We start from the raw sequence: 17,604 nt of genomic DNA, 5'->3' as shown, positions 1-17,604 counted from the left end.
AAAACCCATAATTGAATCGGACTTTTCCTAGCCGCTCAGCCACATGTAACTGGAGTGCTCCCCGTAGAATGGCGACATTGCAATTTTGCTTGTCACCCTGCACGAAGAGTACCCTGATGTTCGAACTCGATTTTTACGGGACACTGGTAGCTGCCTCGTTGGTACTGCTACTGGGACGCGGCCTGGTTGCACGCATTGGTTTCCTGCGCGCATACAATATCCCGGAGCCTGTTGCAGGCGGCCTGGTCGTTGCCCTGTTACTCCTGGCATTGCGCAATTTCGATGTACACGTCCAATTCGATACCTCGTTGCAAACACCGTTGATGCTGGCATTCTTCGCTACCATCGGCTTGAGTGCAGACTTCGCAAGCCTGAAGAAGGGTGGACGCGTGGTCACCGTATTCCTTCTGGTGGTGACGGGTTTGCTAATGGTTCAGAATGCCATGGGCATCGGCCTGGCAACAGCGTTGGGGCTCGACCCGCTGATGGGCCTGCTGGCCGGTTCGATCAGCTTGTCGGGTGGCCACGGTACAGGCGCTGCCTGGGGCGCGACCTTCACTGAGCGGTTCGGCCTGGCTTCGGCTTCGGAACTGGCAATGGCCTCTGCCACTTTCGGCCTGGTGTTGGGCGGTTTGATTGGTGGCCCAGTCGCCCGGTTGCTGATCAAACGGGTCGAAACACCTGGCGTGCAAGAAGAAGCACCGCAGTTACCCAAGGGCTTCGAACAACCCGACAAAGAGCGCCTGATCACCTCGTTTTCATTCATAGAAACCTTGGCACTTATTGCGGTCAGCTTACTGACGGGCACATTACTTAATGGCTTGTTGAAAGGCACAGCATTCGAACTGCCGACATTCGTTTGCGTACTCTTCGTCGGTGTAGTGTTGCGCAATGGGCTTCGGGCTTTAGGCGTTTACAAAGTATTCGAACGGGAAGTGTCGGTACTGGGCAATGTGAGTTTGTCCCTGTTCCTGGCCATTGCCTTGATGTCGCTCAAGTTGTGGGACCTGGCCGCCCTGGCGTTACCCTTCTTTACCTTGTTGGCCGCACAGACACTGGTCATGGCGCTGTTCGCAATCTTCGTGACGTTCAAGGTAATGGGGCGCAACTACGATGCAGCAGTTCTGGCTGCCGGCCACTGTGGCTTCGGCCTGGGTGCAACACCGACAGCCATCGCCAACATGCAAGCGGTGACACAACGCTATGGTGCCTCGCACCTTGCCTTCCTCGTGGTGCCGATGGTGGGGGCGTTCTTCATCGACATCATCAATGTCATCGTGATCAAGCTGTACCTGGCATTGCCCTGGTTTGTTGCGGGTTAAGCGATCTCAAGCTCCCCTTGAATGACATCGTTCTGAGTGGCGTGGGCCTGCCGGTACAGCCTACCAACGCAGCATGCGGGGGCCCCACCAGGCACCGAATAGCGTCGGCAGGAGCATGCCCAGGACATACCACACACCCCAGAACGGTACGCCCATTTCCGGACAATGCAGGCAGTAGGCAACCGTTGCGGTCGAGCCCGCCAGCAGGCCACCGGCAGCGCCCGCTTGCCGTAACCGGGTGGGCGCCAGACCTTTCAGCGCCCAGAACACGGTGACAAAGGCCGGCACCGACAGCAACGTGATATTCAGTGCGCAAGTACGCCATGTGCGCCCGAACAACAGGTCGGCGCGCGCCTCCACAGGCGCCCCGGCGATGCTGACCGCCGCCCCGCACCAGACCAGCAGCAGTGGCAAGCCAAGCATCTTCCAGCCTGCAGCGCCCTTCCCTCCTGGCCTGGCCAAGCGGCTCGTCAACCACAGCCCGATCAACGCCAAGCTGGTTGGAAAGGCGACTTTGCCCCAGAACAACGGGGTTTGTGCGACCTCTGTGATATCACTGCGTACACCGTAAAGGGTAATTGTCAGCAGCAGTGCGGCGGTCAGCCCGCCCAGCACAGCCACTGCCATCCGCCTGCAAACGGCGTGGCGCGGTACTGGCCCTTCGCCTGCGGCCAGCAAGGCGATCAAATCGTCAGTCTTCATGGTTGTTGGCTCCTCCAATCAGCCTGGATAGCGCTTTCAGACCTCGATGTATCCCCACCTTTACTGCTGAACTGGAAAGCCCGGTAAGTTGTGCCGTCTCTTCGACAGACAACCCCTCCAGCTTGACATGAACAATCGGCAGTCGTTGCCGCTCTGGCAGTTGCTTGAGCAGCTTGGTCAGGTCTCGGCTGGCCTCGGCTGATTCAACCTCCGAGACGGCAAACAGTTGCGCATCATCGTCCAGCACATCATGCCGGGCGTCGCGACGTGAAACACTTCGCAGATGATCCGCCAGCTTGTAACGGGCGATCGCCTGCACCCAGGCGGTCAACGGCTGCTGCGGCTGGTAAGTGTGGCGCGCGTTATGCACCGCCAGCAGCACATCCTGCACCATGTCCTCTATCTCGGCCGGGCGCCTGCTCAGACGGCTGCGCAGAAACGCACGTACATGCAGCGCAAGCGTGCCAAGAAAATCCTGATAGGCCAGCTGGTCGCCTGTCAGCCCACGAAGCAACAGTGTTTTCAACCGGGCCTCGCGAGCCTCGAGCTCATCCTGTGAGTTAGTTCGCTGCATGGGTCGCCTGGGTTACACCCTGAATACAATTGACTTGATTCATCCGCTCCCGGCGTGTGGCACGCAGGTGCTGCAAATATGCCACGCCCTTGGCTTCAACATCAGGTCGTGAAGACACGCCCTGAAAAAATTTCTTCCAAGGCTGTAACCCGTTTTACGCAAGGCACGAATTACTCCATGAGCCGCCGGTAAAGACCACGGCCACACGCCCAGGAGATTGACCCATGAAAACCCTCGCCCTCACCACTGCTGCACTCGCGCTCGCCTCGCTTGCAGGCGTTGCCATGGCGGCCGACAGCACGCAACCCGCAGGCAGTGGCGCTGCCATGGAGAAATGCTACGGCGTCGCCATGGCAGGAAAGAACGATTGCAAGGCCGGCGCCGGCACCAGTTGCGCCGGCAGTGCGAAGAAGGACTACGACGGCATGCACTGGAAAAACGTCCCCGCCGGCACCTGCACATCGATCAAGACACCCGCCGGCATGGGCTCGCTGACACCTATCAAGTCTTGATCAGGGGAAACCGACCATGAACGCAGACGCACGAATGGGCGCCGGAATCAGCCTGAAGGCCGAGTACTACGACCAGGCGCTGGCGTGCAATCTCGAAGGGCTCTGGTTTGAGGTTCACCCGGAGAACTACATGGTCGGTGGCCCTCGCCTTGCCTGGCTGAACCGAATCGCAACACTTCATCCGGTCTCATTGCATGGTGTAGCCCTTTCGCTTGCGGCTGACGCGGCCCCCGATCAGGACCATTTGCAGCGTCTGCGCGCACTGTGCGATCAGATCGAACCAGTACTTGTATCAGAGCACCTGGCCTGGTCCACCTGGCAGGGGCACTACCATCCAGACCTGCTGCCATTTCCGCGCAGCAACGAAGCCCTGCAGCGCATCGCTGAAAACATCCAGCGATGCCAGGAGGTACTGGGCCGGCGTATATCCATCGAAAACCCCAGTCATTACTTGCAGCTGCAGGGCCATGACTGGGACGAGATCGACTTTCTTGACGAACTGACACGTCGCACCGGTTGTGGCCTGCTGCTGGACATCAACAACGTCTATGTAAGTGCTCACAATCTGGGGTTCTCGGCAACTGCCTACCTGGACCGCTTTCCAGCGCAAGCCATCACAGAAATTCATCTGGCCGGGCACAGCGACGATGACCAAGGCAGCCTGTTGATCGACTCTCATGATGCGCAGGTGGCCGAGCCTGTGTGGGCGCTGTACCGCCAACTGGTTTCCCGTGTCGGCCCGCGCCCGACACTCATTGAACGTGACGACAGGCTTCCCCCGTTCACCGAGCTGCTTGCTGAACGGTCCATCGCACAGTCGATCATGTCTTGCCCAGGTGTATTGCCATGAACCTTTCCCTTGGTCAGTTCCAGCAAGCGTTCATCGAGGCGCTCTATTCCCGTCCTGCTCCCGAGCTTTCAGGAGTGACCGAACAAGCGGCGTTCGCGGTTTATCGCAACACGGTGTTGGCCGGCTGCGTGGATGCGCTGCGCGCTAACTTTCCGAGCGTGTGCACACTCGTCGGGCGCGCCTGGATGGATGAGACCGCGGCAATTTATGCGCGGCAATTCCCCCCCAGTGATCCCCGGCTGATCTGCTATGGCGCAACCTTCCCGGATTTCCTCGAAGACATTCAGTCACAGCACGCTGTGCCGTATCTGGCGGATGTCGCCCGCCTGGACCTGCGTTGGACAGAAGCCTTCAGCGCGCCGTACGAAACGTGCCTGAACCTTGTCGACCTGGCAGGCATGACTCCCAGCGATCTTGATCACGGTTGCTTGCCCCCCCGTGCCAGTGCTCGCTGGTACTGGTGCGAGGCGCACCCTGTGTACACCCTGTGGCGCTGCGCCCGCGAGCAGGTTGCCTGGCCCGATGACCAGCCATGGGTGGGCGAAGGGGTGCTGTTTGTCGGCACCGCTGATGGCGTATGCCACCAGCCACTGGGAAAAGGTGGCCATGCGTTTCTCAGGGCCTGTGCGGCCGGACAGTCGCTGATGCAGGCCTCGGACCTGGCGCGACACGCTGAAACCGACCTGGATTTCACCGAGATGCTCGGGCGCCTGATGACGGCCCAGGCTTTTCGCTCACTCGCCTTCACAGGAGAACACCACCATGGCTAGTGCCGATTTCACGCCCCCGGCCAACAGCCTGCGGCGCGCCTGGAACCACGTTGCACAGAGCCTCGAGCGGCGTTTGAGCGATGACCTGTTGTGCCTGGTCGCCCGGTTCGGGATCGCCTCGATATTCTTTCTTTCCGGACGCACCAAAGTGGAGGGTTTCCTCACCCTTACACCCGGCACCTATGAGCTGTTCCGCACCGAGTACGCGCTGCCGCTACTCTCGCCCTGGCTTGCAGCGCACCTGGCCGCCTACGCTGAGCACTTGTTCCCGCTATTGCTGGTGCTCGGGCTGATGACCCGGCTATCGGCGCTGGCACTGCTGGGCATGACGTTGGTGATCGAAGTATTCGTCTACCCCGATGCGTGGCCCACCCACCTGACTTGGGCAGGGCTCCTGCTGCTCCTGGTTGCTCGAGGCGCCGGCGCGTTTTCGCTGGATCATCTGCTGAAAGTGAGATGACCGAAGGCCATTGGCACCTCGCTTGTCCAGGCAACATGTGTATCGTTTTCGCTACGTCGTATCGAAAACGATACACTCCCTCCTCGCCGTCGGTGCACAAGGGTTTGATGCTCAAACCCTTTTCCGCTCAGAGGCACCTGTAACGATATCATTCCATACGAAAAATACGGCTTCTCCGTCAATTTACGTAATTTATTGATAAATAAGCATTTTTATAGGTTGGCCGCATTATTGCTAAGGGAACCTTACCCTAAGAGCGCGGCGCCACCGCGCCCCCAACGCCCTGCTTCCCGAGGATTCCCCATGAGCGAGTTGCGTTTCACTGAAGATCACGAATGGCTGCGCGTCGAAGCCGATGGCAGCGTCACCGTGGGCATCACCGCCTACGCCCAGAATGCCCTTGGCGACGTGGTTTTCGTGCAACTGCCAGAGTTGCAGCAGTATGAGAAAGGCAGCGAAGCGTCCACCGTCGAATCGGTCAAGGCCGCCAGCGGCGTGTACATGCCACTGACGGGTGAAGTGGTCGAGGTCAACGGCCAGCTCGAAGACAGCCCGGAACTGGTCAACGAAGACCCGATGGGCGAAGGCTGGTTCTTCCGCTTCATCCCTGCCGATGCAGAAGCGGTAACCGCTCTGCTCGACCAGGACGCTTACGATCGCCTGCTCAAAGCCAACGACGACGCCTGAGGAATCCCGCCATGACCATCAACCTCGGCACCGCCAACGAATTCATCGCCCGTCACATAGGCCCGCGCGCCGCTGACGAAGAGGCCATGCTCACTGCACTGGGCTACGACTCGCTGGACGCCATGACCGCTGCGGTCATCCCCGACAGCATCAAGGGCACCAGCGTGCTTGGCTCGCACGACGGCCAGAGCGAGGCCGACGCACTCGCCGCCCTCAAGGCCATCGCCGGCAAGAACCAGCTGTTCAAAAGCTACATCGGCCAGGGCTACTACAACACCCACACGCCGGCACCGATCCTGCGCAACCTGCTCGAAAACCCGGCCTGGTACACCGCCTACACCCCGTATCAGCCAGAAATTTCCCAAGGCCGCCTGGAAGCGCTGCTGAACTTCCAGACCCTGATCAGCGACCTCACCGGCCTGCCGATCGCCAACGCCTCCTTGCTCGACGAAGCCACGGCTGCGGCCGAGGCCATGACCTTCTGCAAGCGCCTGTCGAAGAACAAATCCAGCCATGCCTTCTTCGCCTCCGTGCATTGTCACCCGCAAACCCTCGACGTGCTGCGCACCCGTGCTGAGCCGCTGGGTATCGAGGTTGTGGTTGGCGACGAGCGCGAGCTGGACGATGTCAGCGCCTTCTTCGGCGCCCTGCTGCAATACCCGGCCAGCAACGGTGAAGTGTTCGACTACCGTGAGGTCGTGCAGCGCTTCCACGCGGCCAACGCCCTGGTCGCCGTAGCGGCAGACCTGCTGGCCCTGACCCTGCTGACCCCACCGGGCGAGTTCGACGCCGACGTGGCCATTGGCAGCGCCCAGCGCTTCGGCGTGCCACTGGGCTTCGGTGGCCCGCACGCGGCTTACTTCGCCACCCGCGACGCGTTCAAGCGCGACATGCCTGGCCGCCTGATCGGCGTGTCGATCGACCGCTTCGGCAAAACCGCCCTGCGTCTGGCCATGCAGACCCGCGAGCAACACATCCGCCGCGAAAAGGCCACCAGCAACATCTGCACCGCCCAGGTGCTGCTGGCCAACATCGCCAGCATGTTCGCCGTGTACCACGGCCCTGCCGGCCTCAAGCGCATTGCCGAGCGCACCCATGCCCTGACCGCGATCCTCGCCGCCGGCCTGAAGGCCCTGGGCGTACAAGTGGTGGGCGCCAGCGCCTTCGATACCCTGACCCTGGCCACCGGCACTGCCACTGCCACTGCCAGCCTGCATGACAAGGCACGCGCCCAGGGCATCAACCTGCGCCAGATCGATGCCGCCCATGTGGGCCTGTCCCTGGACGAAACCAGCACTCAGGCTGACGTCGAATCGCTGTGGCAGCTGCTGGGTGGCGAGCAGGCACAGCCTGATTTCACCGCACTGGCCGCCAGCACCGGTTCCCTGCTGCCTGCCGCCCTGCTGCGACAGTCGGCCATCCTCGAACACCCGGTGTTCAACCGCTACCACAGCGAAACCGAGCTGATGCGCTACCTGCGCCGTCTGGCCGACAAGGACCTGGCGCTGGACCGCAGCATGATTCCGCTGGGCTCGTGCACCATGAAGCTGAACGCCGCCAGCGAGATGATCCCGGTCACCTGGGCCGAGTTCGGCAACCTGCACCCATTCGCCCCGGCCGAGCAGAGCCAGGGTTACCTGCAGATGACCACCGAACTGGAGGCCATGCTGTGCGCAGCCACTGGCTATGATGCCGTGTCGCTGCAGCCCAACGCCGGCTCGCAGGGCGAATACGCCGGGCTGTTGGCGATCCGCGCCTACCACCGCAGCCGGGGTGAAGGCCACCGCGATATCTGCCTGATCCCGTCGTCGGCCCATGGCACCAACCCGGCTACCGCACACATGGCTGGCATGCGTGTCGTGGTTACCGCCTGTGACGCCCGTGGCAACGTCGATGTCGAGGACCTGCGCGCCAAAGCCATCGAGCACCGCGAGCGCCTGGCCGCAATCATGATCACCTACCCGTCGACCCACGGCGTGTTCGAGGAAGCGATCGGCGAAATCTGCGCGATCATCCACGACAACGGTGGCCAGGTGTACATCGACGGCGCCAACATGAACGCCATGGTCGGACTGTGCGCACCCGGCAAGTTCGGCGGCGACGTTTCCCACCTGAACCTGCACAAGACCTTCTGCATCCCGCACGGGGGTGGTGGCCCGGGCGTAGGCCCGATTGGCGTCAAGTCGCACCTGGCGCCGTTCCTGCCAGGCCATGCACAGCTGGAAAACACCCAAGGCGCGGTATGCGCTGCGCCGTTCGGTAGCGCCAGCATCCTGCCCATCACATGGATGTATATCCGCATGATGGGCGGTGCCGGCCTCAAACGTGCCTCGCAGATGGCAATCCTCAACGCCAACTACATCGCCCGCCGCCTGGAAGAGCACTATCCTGTTCTGTATACCGGCGGTAACGGCCTGGTGGCTCACGAGTGCATTCTCGACCTGCGCCCACTGAAGGACACCAGCGGCATCAGTGTCGACGACGTGGCCAAGCGGTTGATCGACTTTGGCTTCCACGCCCCGACCATGTCCTTCCCAGTGGCTGGCACGCTGATGATCGAACCGACCGAAAGCGAGTCCAAAGAAGAACTGGACCGCTTCTGCAACGCGATGATTCAGATCCGCGAAGAAATCCGCGCGGTGGAGGACGGTAGCCTGGACAAGGACGACAACCCGCTGAAAAACGCACCGCACACTGCGGCTGAGCTGGTTGGCGAATGGACCCATGGCTACAGCCGCGAGCAGGCGGTATACCCCCTGGCGAGCCTGGTGGAAGGCAAGTACTGGCCGCCGGTCGGCCGGGTCGACAACGTGTTCGGCGACCGCAACCTGGTGTGCGCCTGCCCGTCGATCGAGAGCTATCAGGACGCCTGATAGCCCCTCCCCGCCACCTGGCTTGGGTGGCGGGCGCTGTGTAGGCGCGGGTTCACCCGCGAATGCGAGGGTGGCTATACCGCCGCATTCGCGGGTAAACCCGCGCCTACAGGGCTCAACGTCCGCCCAACAAACTGGCAGGAGGTCAACATGTCACTGAGCGTCTTCGACCTGTTCAAGATCGGCATCGGCCCCTCCAGCTCCCACACGGTCGGCCCGATGCGTGCCGCTGCGCGGTTTGCCGAAGGGCTGCGCCGTGACGGCCTGCTGGCCCGCACCGCCACCGTCAAAGCCGAGCTGTATGGCTCACTGGGCGCCACAGGCAAAGGCCACGGCAGTGACAAAGCCGTGCTGCTGGGCCTTGAAGGCGAACACCCGGACATTATCGACACCGACAGCATTCCCGCCCGCCTGCAGGTCATCCGCGACAGCGGACACATCAACCTGCTGGGCGAACACAGCATTGCGTTCATCGAAAAGCAGCACCTGGCGATGATCCGCAAGCCGTTGGACTACCACCCCAACGGCATGATATTCCGCGCCTTCGACGACGCAGGCCTGCAAATCCGAAGCCGCGAGTATTACTCGGTAGGCGGTGGTTTCGTGGTCGACGAGGACGCTGCCGGCCATGACCGCATCGTCGAAGACACCACGGTGCTGGCCTATCCGTTCAAGACCGCCAAGGCGCTCCTCGGCCACTGCACCGCGCATGACCTGTCGGTGAGCCAGGTCATGCTGGCCAACGAGTCCGCCTGGCGCCCTGAAGCAGAAACCCGAGCCGGGCTGCTGCGCATCTGGCAGGTGATGCAAGATTGCGTCGCGGCAGGTTGCCAGCATGAGGGCATATTACCGGGAGGGCTCAAGGTCAAACGCCGCGCGCCAGCCCTGTACCGCCAACTGAGCGGCCACCCGGAAGCCAGCCTGCGTGATGCCCTGTCAGTGCTCGACTGGGTCAACCTCTACGCCTTGGCGGTGAACGAGGAAAACGCCAATGGCGGTCGTGTGGTCACCGCCCCTACCAATGGCGCAGCGGGCATCGTCCCGGCAGTCCTTCACTACTACATGCGCTTCGTCCCCGGTGCCAGCGAGGACGGGGTGGTGCGCTTTCTGCTCACCGCCGCAGCCATCGGCATCCTGTACAAGGAAAACGCCTCCATCTCCGGGGCCGAAGTGGGCTGCCAGGGCGAGGTCGGCGTTGCCTGCTCGATGGCCGCCGGGGCGCTGTGCGAAGTGATGGGCGGTAGCGTGCAGCAGGTGGAGAACGCAGCCGAAATAGGCATGGAACACAACCTCGGCCTGACCTGCGACCCGATCGGCGGCCTCGTACAGGTGCCCTGTATCGAGCGCAATGCCATGGGCTCGGTGAAGGCCATCAACGCGGTACGCATGGCCCTGCGCGGCGACGGGCAGCACTACGTGTCGCTGGACAAGGTCATCCGCACCATGCGCCAGACCGGCGCCGATATGAAAAGCAAATACAAAGAGACCGCCCGTGGCGGCCTGGCCGTCAACATCATCGAATGTTGACCCAACAATGACAGCAAGGAGTCATCGATGTCCGAAACACTGCTCAAGACCCCACTGCATGCCTTGCACCTGGAACTGGGTGCACGCATGGTGCCGTTCGCCGGCTACGACATGCCGGTGCAGTACCCGCTGGGCGTGCTCAAGGAACACCTGCACACCCGCGAGCAGGCCGGCCTGTTCGACGTCTCGCACATGGGCCAGATCATTCTGCGAGGCGCTGACGCCGCCAAGGCGCTGGAAAGCCTGGTGCCGGTGGACATCATCGACCTGCCGGTGGGCATGCAGCGCTATGCCATGTTCACCAATGAGCAAGGCGGCATACTCGATGACCTGATGGTGGCCAACCTGGGCGACGACACCCTGTTCCTGGTGGTCAACGCTGCCTGCAAGGACCAGGACCTGGCCCACCTGCAAAAGCACATTGGCGACCGTTGCCAGGTACAGCCGCTGTTCGAGGAACGTGCCCTGCTTGCCCTGCAGGGGCCGGCAGCAGTCAAGGTGCTGGAGCACCTGGCCCCGGAAGTGGCAGGCATGACCTTCATGCAGTTCCGCCCGGTAAAACTGCTGGGTGAAGACTGCTTCGTCAGCCGCTCGGGCTACACCGGCGAAGACGGCTACGAAATTTCGGTACCGGGCCACGCAGCCGAGGCCCTCGCTCGTCGCCTGCTGGCCGAGCCGGAAGTCCAGCCGATAGGCTTGGGCGCTCGTGACTCGCTGCGCCTGGAAGCCGGTCTGTGCCTGTATGGCCACGACATGAACAGCGAGACCACGCCGATCGAAGCCAGCCTGCTGTGGGCGATTTCCAAAGTGCGCCGTGCCGATGGTGCACGCGCTGCGGGTTTCGCGGGCGCCGAGGCGATCTTCACCCAACAGCGCGATGGCGTGGCGCGCAAACGTGTCGGCCTGTTGCCGCAAGAACGCACGCCAGTACGTGAGGGTGCGGATATAGTAGATGCCAACGACAAACCGGTAGGCAAAGTGTGCAGCGGCGGATTTGGCCCGACACTCGGCGCACCGGTTGCAATGGGTTATATCGATAGTGAACATAGCGCCCTCGACACGCCACTTTTTGCTGTCGTGCGCGGCAAGAAGGTTGCCTTGAAAGTCAGTAAAATGCCTTTCGTAGCACAACGTTACTACCGTGGCTGAAACTGCTTTGTGAGGGTTGAGGGCAGGTTTGAGATATTCGTTTTCGAACCTCCCCAATAACTTTTGAACATACCGCCAGGCCAGGCACCATGCCGTTTCCGCGCAAACGGCCGGTTGTCGGCAAACGGTCAATTTTCCATACGACCAAGGGCTTGTTTTTCGCTCGACAGTTGGCGTAGAGTCACAGCACTGTGTTTGCATGGGTCGCAACAGTTCGTGACCTGGGCCAGTAGCCGAGATTTGCTACAACCCGTTCGACGTCTCTTACTTTCCTGCAACCCAGCCCAGTAATCTTTCGCTTACAGAAAAGTGCGAAAGAACTGTCATCAAAATTTAAGTTTCATAGGAAATAAGACAATGGCTGAGCGTCAGAAGGGTACCGTCAAGTGGTTCAATGACGAAAAAGGTTACGGCTTCATCACCCCAGAAAGCGGTCCGGATCTCTTCGTTCACTTCCGCGCTATCGAAGGCAACGGCTTCAAGAGCCTGAAAGAAGGCCAGCAAGTCACCTTCGAAGCAGTCCAGGGCCAGAAAGGCATGCAGGCTGACAAGGTTCAACCTGTCTGATCCAGCGCCAGACTTTGAAAAGCCCCTGCCAAGTGCAGGGGCTTTTTTTTGCCCGTAGAATAGTGGGCTCGTCTTTTGGAGCGTCCTGCATGTCCAAGCCTCTACTCACTCCCCAGGGAGATTTTCCGCCGGTCGGCCTGGGCCGGCGCCTGGCAGCGATGTTCTATGACTTTTTACTGTGCACCGCACTGCTGATCGTGACCGCCGGCGCCTACAAGATGATTCAGATGTCGATCATCGGCGAAGCACGCATGCGCGAGCTGACCGAGGCCGGCGCACTGGATGGCGACCCACTGCTGTCTACGGTACTGCTGTTTGCCCTGTTCGGCTTCTTTGCCAAGTTCTGGACCCACGGTGGGCAGACGCTGGGTATGCAGGTATGGGGCGTTCGGGTGCAGAATGCCGATGGCTCGGCCATCAGCCTGTGGCAGGCGCTATTACGGTTCGTCGTGTCGATTGCCTCGTGGCTGTGCCTGGGGCTGGGTTTTTTCTGGGTGCTGATCGACAAGCGCAAGCGTGGTTGGCATGACATCTATTCGGAAAGCCAGCTGGTGCGGGTGCCTAAACAGAAGAAATGAGCCAGAGGATTGGCGTTGCCGGTTCGGGCCGTTTCCTCATGCCTGCGCGATACCTGTAGGCGCGGGTTTACCCGCCAAGAGGCCGGGCCAGATTAACACCCATGAAAAAGCCGACCCTGAGGTCGGCTTTCTTGTGCAGCTCAGGCTATTACCCTGCCCGGCGCAACAACCACACACCGGCCAAGGCACAGATACCCGCCGGTATCACCACCGCCAGCAGCGGCGGGAAGCCGAATACCTGGCTCGAAGGCCCGAGCAGGTCCTGACCAATGCGAAACACGAAGCCCACCAGCACACCCGTGAACACGCGCTGACCAAGGGTAACCGAACGCAGCGGGCCAAAGATGAACGAAATCGCCATCAGCACCAGGGCCGCCGTTACCATCGGCTGCAGCACCTTGGTCCAGAATGCCAGCCAGTATCGGGAGTTGTTCAGGCCCTGGTCAGACAGGTAATGGATGTAGTCCCACAAGCCGGTAATGGAAAGCGACTCCGGCGCAAGGATCACGGTATTGAGCAGCTCTGGGGTGAGCGAAACATCCCAGCGCTCCTCCGGCGCGTTGACCACCTCGGTGTGGTCGCCACGGAAATAGGTGGTACGCACATCAGCGAGCAGCCAGTGATCGTTCTGGTACTGCGCACGGCGGGCAAAGCTAGAGGTGACAATCTTGCGCTCGCTGTCGAAGCGGTAGCGGGTCACGCCCAGCAGCAGGCCATCGGGCTGTACGGCGTTGATGTGCACGTACTCCTCGCCCTGGCGGTGCCACATGCCACGTTTTGAGCTTTGTGCTTCACCACCACCCTGGGCCAGGGAACGGTCGGCCTGGGCCTTGTTCTCGGTCACCGGTGCCACATATTCGCCAATCAGCAGCCCCACCAGCATCAGCACCAGCATGGGTTTCATCACCGCCCAGACGATACGGCCGATGGACACGCCGGCCGCACGCATGATGGTCAGCTCGCTGCTGCTGGCCAGACTGCCCAGGCCGATCAGGCAACCGATCAGGGCGGCCATTGGCAGCATTTCATACAGCCGCCGAGGTGCGGTAAGCAGGACAAAGTTGCCTGCTTCCATCACCGTGTAGGTGTCACTCAGGTCGCCCATCTCATCGATGAAGGCGAAAAGCGAAGCCAGGCCGAGGATGATCCCCAGCACGGCCAGGATGGCCAGCAGCACGCTCTGGCCAATGTAGCGATCGAGCTTAGCCATGAGCCACCTCCGCACGGCGGGCGGCACGTTTGAGGCGCAGCGGTTCCCAGTACATCAGGCCAAGGCCGATCAGCAGGAACAGGCCGTGGACCCACCACATGCCCAGGGCGATCGGCAGTTTGCCCTTCTCGAGGGCGCCGCGTACGGAAATCAGCATTGTCAGGTAGGCCATGTACAGAAGAATTGCCGGCAGCAGCTTGAGGAAGCGGCCCTGACGCGGGTTGACCCGCGACAGTGGCACCGCCAGCAAGGTGACGACGAACACCAGGATTGGCAGCGACAGCCGCCATTGCAGCTCGGCGCGCTCACGCAGGCCTTCCTTGCCGATCAGTTCGGAGGTGGGAAGCGCTTCGCGCTCGGTCACTTCCTCGGCGACTTCCGGCTTGGGCAGCAGCACACCGTAGGTGTCGTACTTGATGGCGCGGTAGTCGGCCTGGCCCGGGTTGCCGTCGTAGCGGTAACCGTTTTCCAGCACCAGGTAGCGGTTGCCGTCGGCCTGGATTTCCTGGTGGCCCTTCTCGGCGACCAGTACCGACGGGGCGCGATCCTTGGTCTTGTCCTGGTTGAAGCGCTTCTCGGAGATGAACACCCCGCCCAGGTTGATGCGGTCATCCGACAATTGCTCGGTATAGGTTACCCGCGAGCCATCACGCAAGGTCTGGAAGCGGCCCGGGACCAAGGTGTCGAACTCGGTCAGGGCATCCTGCTGGCTGATGATCTGCTGCACCTGGGCAACGCCCAGCGGAGCCAGGCTCAGGCTCAGCCAGGCCACCAGCAGGGCAACCAGGGCAGCCGGCGCCATGGTCATGCCCAGCAGGCGCTGCTGGCTCATGCCAGTGGCCGACAGCACGGTCATCTCACTTTCCAGGTACAGGCGCCCGTAAGCCAGGAGGATGCCGAGGAACAGCCCCAGAGGCAGGATCAGTTGCAGGAAGCCTGGCAAGCGGAAGCCCATGATCAGGAACAACACGCCAGGGTCGAGCACGCCCTGGGCAGCCTGGGCCAGGTACTTGATGAAGCGCCCGCTCATGATGATCACCAACAGCACAGCGCTGACGGCGCTCAAGGTGACCAGGACCTCGCGGGACAGATAACGAAAGACGATCAAACCAGACACTCCTGGGTTGTCAGGGCGGACTGCCATGCAATGGCGCCAAACAATGACTTAGTACATCCAAGACCAATGCCGGTTCGCCAAAGGCGAACCTCCATGTAAAGTGCGCGCATTATCCTGTGATTGACCGCCCCTGTCACTTGGCCGCGTACGAAGGTGTACAACGGGGTTGTCAGCACGCTTGCCACAGGCTCAAACTGGCAGCTTTTCCGCTGGTGCGCGACGACGCGGCCAGGCCCGTCCAGAGCGCTGGAACACACAGCGCCATTCGTATCGATCATTCGGGGATCCTGACATGGAACTGGTTGTAAAAAGCGTAGCTGCTGCATCCGTAAAAACCGCAACACTGGTCCTTCCGGTAGGTGAAAACCGCAAGCTCGGCGCTGTTGCCAAGGCTGTCGACCAGGCCAGCGAAGGCGCCATCAGCGCCGTGCTCAAGCGCGGCGACCTGGCCGGCAAGCCGGGCCAGACCCTGCTGCTACAGAACCTCCCGGGCCTGAAGGCCGAGCGCGTGCTGCTGGTGGGCAGCGGCAAGGAAGAAGCCTTGGGCGACCGCGCCTGGCGCAAACTGGTGGCCAGTGTCGCTGGCGTGCTCAAGGGCCTGAACGGCACTGACGCAGTACTGGCCCTGGACGATATCGCAGTCAGCAACCGCGACGCCCATTACGGCAAATACCGCCTGCTGGCCGAAACCCTGCTGGACGGCGAATATGTGTTCGACCGTTTCAAAAGCCAGAAAGCCGAGCCGCGTGCGCTGAAAAAGGTCACCCTGCTGGCCGACAAGGCCGGACAGGCCGAAGTCGAGCGTGCGGTCAAGCATGCCAGCGCCATCGCCAGCGGCATGGCCTTCACCCGTGACCTCGGCAACCTACCACCCAACCTTTGCCACCCAAGCTTCCTGGCCGAACAGGCCAAGGAACTGGGCAAGGCGCACAAGGCCCTCAAGGTTGAAGTGCTGGACGAGAAAAAGATCAAGGACCTGGGCATGGGCGCGTTCTACGCCGTGGGCCAGGGCAGCGACCAGCCGCCACGCCTGATCGTGCTCAATTACCAGGGCGGCAAAAAGGCCGACAAGCCATTCGTGCTGGTGGGTAAAGGCATTACCTTCGACACCGGTGGCATCAGCCTCAAGCCAGGCGCCGGCATGGATGAAATGAAGTACGACATGTGCGGCGCCGCCAGCGTGTTCGGCACCCTGCGTGCAGTGCTCGAGCTGCAACTGCCGATCAACCTGGTGTGCCTGCTGGCCTGCGCCGAGAACATGCCAAGCGGCGGCGCCACCCGCCCAGGTGACATCGTCACCACCATGAGCGGTCAGACCGTGGAAATCCTCAACACCGACGCTGAAGGCCGCCTGGTGCTGTGCGACACCCTGACCTACGCCGAGCGCTTCAAGCCGCAGGCGGTCATCGACATCGCCACCCTGACCGGCGCCTGCATCGTCGCCCTGGGCAGCCACACCTCCGGCCTGATGGGCAATAACGACGACCTGGTCGGGCAGTTGCTCGATGCCGGCAAGCGCGCCGACGACCGTGCCTGGCAGCTGCCGCTGTTCGATGAATACCAGGAGCAGCTGGACAGCCCGTTCGCCGACATGGGCAACATCGGTGGGCCGAAGGCCGGTACGATCACCGCGGGTTGCTTCCTGTCGCGCTTCGCCAAAGCCTACAACTGGGCGCACATGGACATTGCCGGTACCGCCTGGGTCAGTGGCGGCAAGGACAAAGGCGCCACTGGCCGCCCGGTACCTCTGCTGACCCAGTACCTGCTGGACCGCGCTGGCGCCTGAAGCCGTGAAGCCGGTGGTGCCTTGCGCGCCACCGGCCGGCGATTCCCACCATGAGCAAAGTCGACTTCTACATTCTGCCCACCGACTCGCTGTCGGCGCGGCTCGATTTCGCCTGCAAGCTGTGCGAGAAGGCCTGGCGCCTTGGCCACCGGGTCTATCTGCACTGCCAGGATGCAGAACAGCGCAGTGAACTGGACCAACGCTTGTGGCGATTCAAGGGCGAGGCCTTCGTGCCCCACGACATGGCCGAGGTGCATGCCGATGCTGGCGTGGTTCTGGGCCTGGCTGACAACGCCGGCGAGCACCACGGCCTGCTGATCAACCTCGGCGCCAGCGTGCCGGGCTTTGTCGGGCAGTTCGAGCGGGTGGCCGAAATCGTTGTTGAAGAGCCGGCTATCCGCCAATCAGCCCGTGAACGATTCCGTTTCTACCGTGAACAGGGCTATGCTCTGCAAGACCACCGCTTACAGCGACTTTGACGACGATGGACAAGCCCTCCCCTTTGCCCGATTCCGCCCATCTGCTCGATGACCTCGAGTCGATCCGTCAGCTGCTTGGCGACGCCGACCTGCAACCGCCGCTGCTCACCGAGACGGTAGAGCAGATTCCGTTGCTGCTGGACGAAGCCGCCAGCGCCCCCGCGGCGCCCGCCGAACCGGTAGCTGCCGAACCCGAGGACGACCCGCAGACCCGCCGCCAGGACACCCTGCTGCACCTGGAAAGCGAACTGCGCGCCGCAGCGCAGATGATCATGCAGGACGTGATCAACGACTTTACCCCGCATATCGAGAACGAAATCAAGCGCCGGCTGGATGCGCGGATCGAGCGGCTGATCAAGCGTTCCGAGTAGAACCGGGCAGCGGTGTCGACTGCTTCGCGGGCAAGCCCGCTCCCACAGGTTCGAAGCCTGCGCTTTGCCC

The 17,604-nt window shown here is 61.8% G+C and carries 18 protein-coding genes; 14 read left to right on the top strand and 4 right to left on the bottom strand.

The annotated features are described in order from the left end of the window. The first annotated feature begins 116 nt into the window (after positions 1-116). Positions 117-1,322, top strand: coding sequence for a sodium/glutamate symporter (gene gltS, locus ACF8Q6_RS05280; protein ID WP_392493893.1), 1,206 nt, complete (start codon positions 117-119; stop codon positions 1,320-1,322). Positions 1,323-1,382: 60 nt separating this feature from the next. Here gltS and ACF8Q6_RS05275 read toward each other — a convergent pair whose 3' ends face one another. Together ACF8Q6_RS05275 and ACF8Q6_RS05270 are read right to left on the bottom strand one after the other, a co-directional pair. Next, the gene (locus ACF8Q6_RS05275; protein ID WP_392493894.1) at positions 1,383-2,024 is read right to left on the bottom strand and encodes a DUF1109 domain-containing protein; all 642 of its coding nucleotides are present in this window, start codon (positions 2,022-2,024) and stop codon (positions 1,383-1,385) included. Continuing rightward, positions 2,014-2,598 carry a sigma-70 family RNA polymerase sigma factor gene (locus ACF8Q6_RS05270; RefSeq protein ID WP_392493895.1) on the bottom strand — a complete coding sequence of 195 codons (585 nt, stop codon included), beginning with the start codon at positions 2,596-2,598 and terminating at the stop codon, positions 2,014-2,016. Before ACF8Q6_RS05270 ends, ACF8Q6_RS05275 begins: the two co-directional genes overlap by 11 nt. A gap of 224 nt (positions 2,599-2,822) precedes the next feature. Here ACF8Q6_RS05270 and ACF8Q6_RS05265 point away from each other — a divergent pair, with 224 nt between their 5' ends. The 10 genes from ACF8Q6_RS05265 to ACF8Q6_RS05220 all read left to right on the top strand — a co-directional run bounded on the left by ACF8Q6_RS05265 (position 2,823) and on the right by ACF8Q6_RS05220 (position 12,571). Beyond that, positions 2,823-3,110 carry a DUF2282 domain-containing protein gene (locus ACF8Q6_RS05265; RefSeq protein WP_012051335.1) on the top strand — a complete coding sequence of 96 codons (288 nt, stop codon included), beginning with the start codon at positions 2,823-2,825 and terminating at the stop codon, positions 3,108-3,110. A gap of 16 nt (positions 3,111-3,126) precedes the next feature. Beyond that, positions 3,127-3,960: a DUF692 domain-containing protein gene (locus tag ACF8Q6_RS05260; protein WP_392493896.1), complete on the top strand. Its 834-nt coding sequence runs from the start codon at positions 3,127-3,129 to the stop codon at positions 3,958-3,960. Then, the gene (locus tag ACF8Q6_RS05255; RefSeq protein ID WP_392493897.1) at positions 3,957-4,730 is read left to right on the top strand and encodes a DNA-binding domain-containing protein; all 774 of its coding nucleotides are present in this window, start codon (positions 3,957-3,959) and stop codon (positions 4,728-4,730) included. The genes ACF8Q6_RS05260 and ACF8Q6_RS05255 overlap by 4 nt, the downstream gene beginning before the upstream one ends. Beyond that, positions 4,723-5,190: a DoxX family protein gene (locus ACF8Q6_RS05250; protein WP_392493898.1), complete on the top strand. Its 468-nt coding sequence runs from the start codon at positions 4,723-4,725 to the stop codon at positions 5,188-5,190. Before ACF8Q6_RS05255 ends, ACF8Q6_RS05250 begins: the two co-directional genes overlap by 8 nt. A 303-nt stretch (positions 5,191-5,493) precedes the next feature. Beyond that, a complete protein-coding gene (gene gcvH, locus ACF8Q6_RS05245) occupies positions 5,494-5,877 on the top strand; it encodes a glycine cleavage system protein GcvH (protein WP_003255087.1) in 384 nt (127 codons plus the stop codon). Between the two features lie 11 nt (positions 5,878-5,888). After that, the gene (gcvP, locus tag ACF8Q6_RS05240) at positions 5,889-8,750 is read left to right on the top strand and encodes an aminomethyl-transferring glycine dehydrogenase (RefSeq protein WP_392498422.1); all 2,862 of its coding nucleotides are present in this window, start codon (positions 5,889-5,891) and stop codon (positions 8,748-8,750) included. A 150-nt stretch (positions 8,751-8,900) separates the two neighbouring features. After that, positions 8,901-10,277, top strand: a complete 1,377-nt coding sequence (locus tag ACF8Q6_RS05235) for an L-serine ammonia-lyase (protein WP_392491261.1) — start codon at positions 8,901-8,903, stop codon at positions 10,275-10,277. 27 nt (positions 10,278-10,304) lie between these two features. Then, positions 10,305-11,426 (top strand): glycine cleavage system aminomethyltransferase GcvT, encoded by a 1,122-nt coding sequence (gcvT, locus tag ACF8Q6_RS05230; protein ID WP_392491260.1) that lies wholly within the window; start codon positions 10,305-10,307, stop codon positions 11,424-11,426. Between the two features lie 357 nt (positions 11,427-11,783). Further along, positions 11,784-11,993, top strand: coding sequence for a cold-shock protein (locus ACF8Q6_RS05225; protein ID WP_014589840.1), 210 nt, complete (start codon positions 11,784-11,786; stop codon positions 11,991-11,993). 89 nt (positions 11,994-12,082) lie between these two features. Then, the gene (locus tag ACF8Q6_RS05220) at positions 12,083-12,571 is read left to right on the top strand and encodes an RDD family protein (RefSeq protein WP_003255094.1); all 489 of its coding nucleotides are present in this window, start codon (positions 12,083-12,085) and stop codon (positions 12,569-12,571) included. A 148-nt stretch (positions 12,572-12,719) separates the two neighbouring features. Here ACF8Q6_RS05220 and lptG read toward each other — a convergent pair whose 3' ends face one another. Further along, a complete protein-coding gene (lptG, locus tag ACF8Q6_RS05215; RefSeq protein ID WP_010952171.1) occupies positions 12,720-13,781 on the bottom strand; it encodes an LPS export ABC transporter permease LptG in 1,062 nt (353 codons plus the stop codon). After that, entirely contained in the window at positions 13,774-14,889 is a 1,116-nt protein-coding gene (gene lptF, locus ACF8Q6_RS05210) for an LPS export ABC transporter permease LptF (protein ID WP_004575655.1), read from the bottom strand. Before lptF ends, lptG begins: the two co-directional genes overlap by 8 nt. A gap of 301 nt (positions 14,890-15,190) precedes the next feature. Between lptF and ACF8Q6_RS05205 the strand changes: the two genes are divergently transcribed. The 3 genes from ACF8Q6_RS05205 to ACF8Q6_RS05195 are packed head-to-tail and all read left to right on the top strand — an operon-like array spanning position 15,191 to position 17,534. Beyond that, complete coding sequence (locus ACF8Q6_RS05205) at positions 15,191-16,684, top strand: leucyl aminopeptidase (protein ID WP_161773537.1); 1,494 nt, start codon at positions 15,191-15,193, stop codon at positions 16,682-16,684. A gap of 50 nt (positions 16,685-16,734) precedes the next feature. Next, the gene (locus ACF8Q6_RS05200; RefSeq protein WP_392491259.1) at positions 16,735-17,163 is read left to right on the top strand and encodes a DNA polymerase III subunit chi; all 429 of its coding nucleotides are present in this window, start codon (positions 16,735-16,737) and stop codon (positions 17,161-17,163) included. Between the two features lie 5 nt (positions 17,164-17,168). Then, positions 17,169-17,534, top strand: coding sequence for a DNA polymerase III subunit chi (locus ACF8Q6_RS05195; RefSeq protein ID WP_392491258.1), 366 nt, complete (start codon positions 17,169-17,171; stop codon positions 17,532-17,534). Positions 17,535-17,604 lie beyond the last annotated feature (70 nt).

The sequence above is a fragment of the Pseudomonas sp. GLN_2 genome (genome assembly GCF_043106005.1).
Lineage (GTDB): Bacteria > Pseudomonadota > Gammaproteobacteria > Pseudomonadales > Pseudomonadaceae > Aquipseudomonas > Aquipseudomonas alloputida.
The sequence above is the reverse complement of the archived record's forward strand: the minus strand, read 5'-3'. Positions and strand labels throughout refer to the sequence as shown.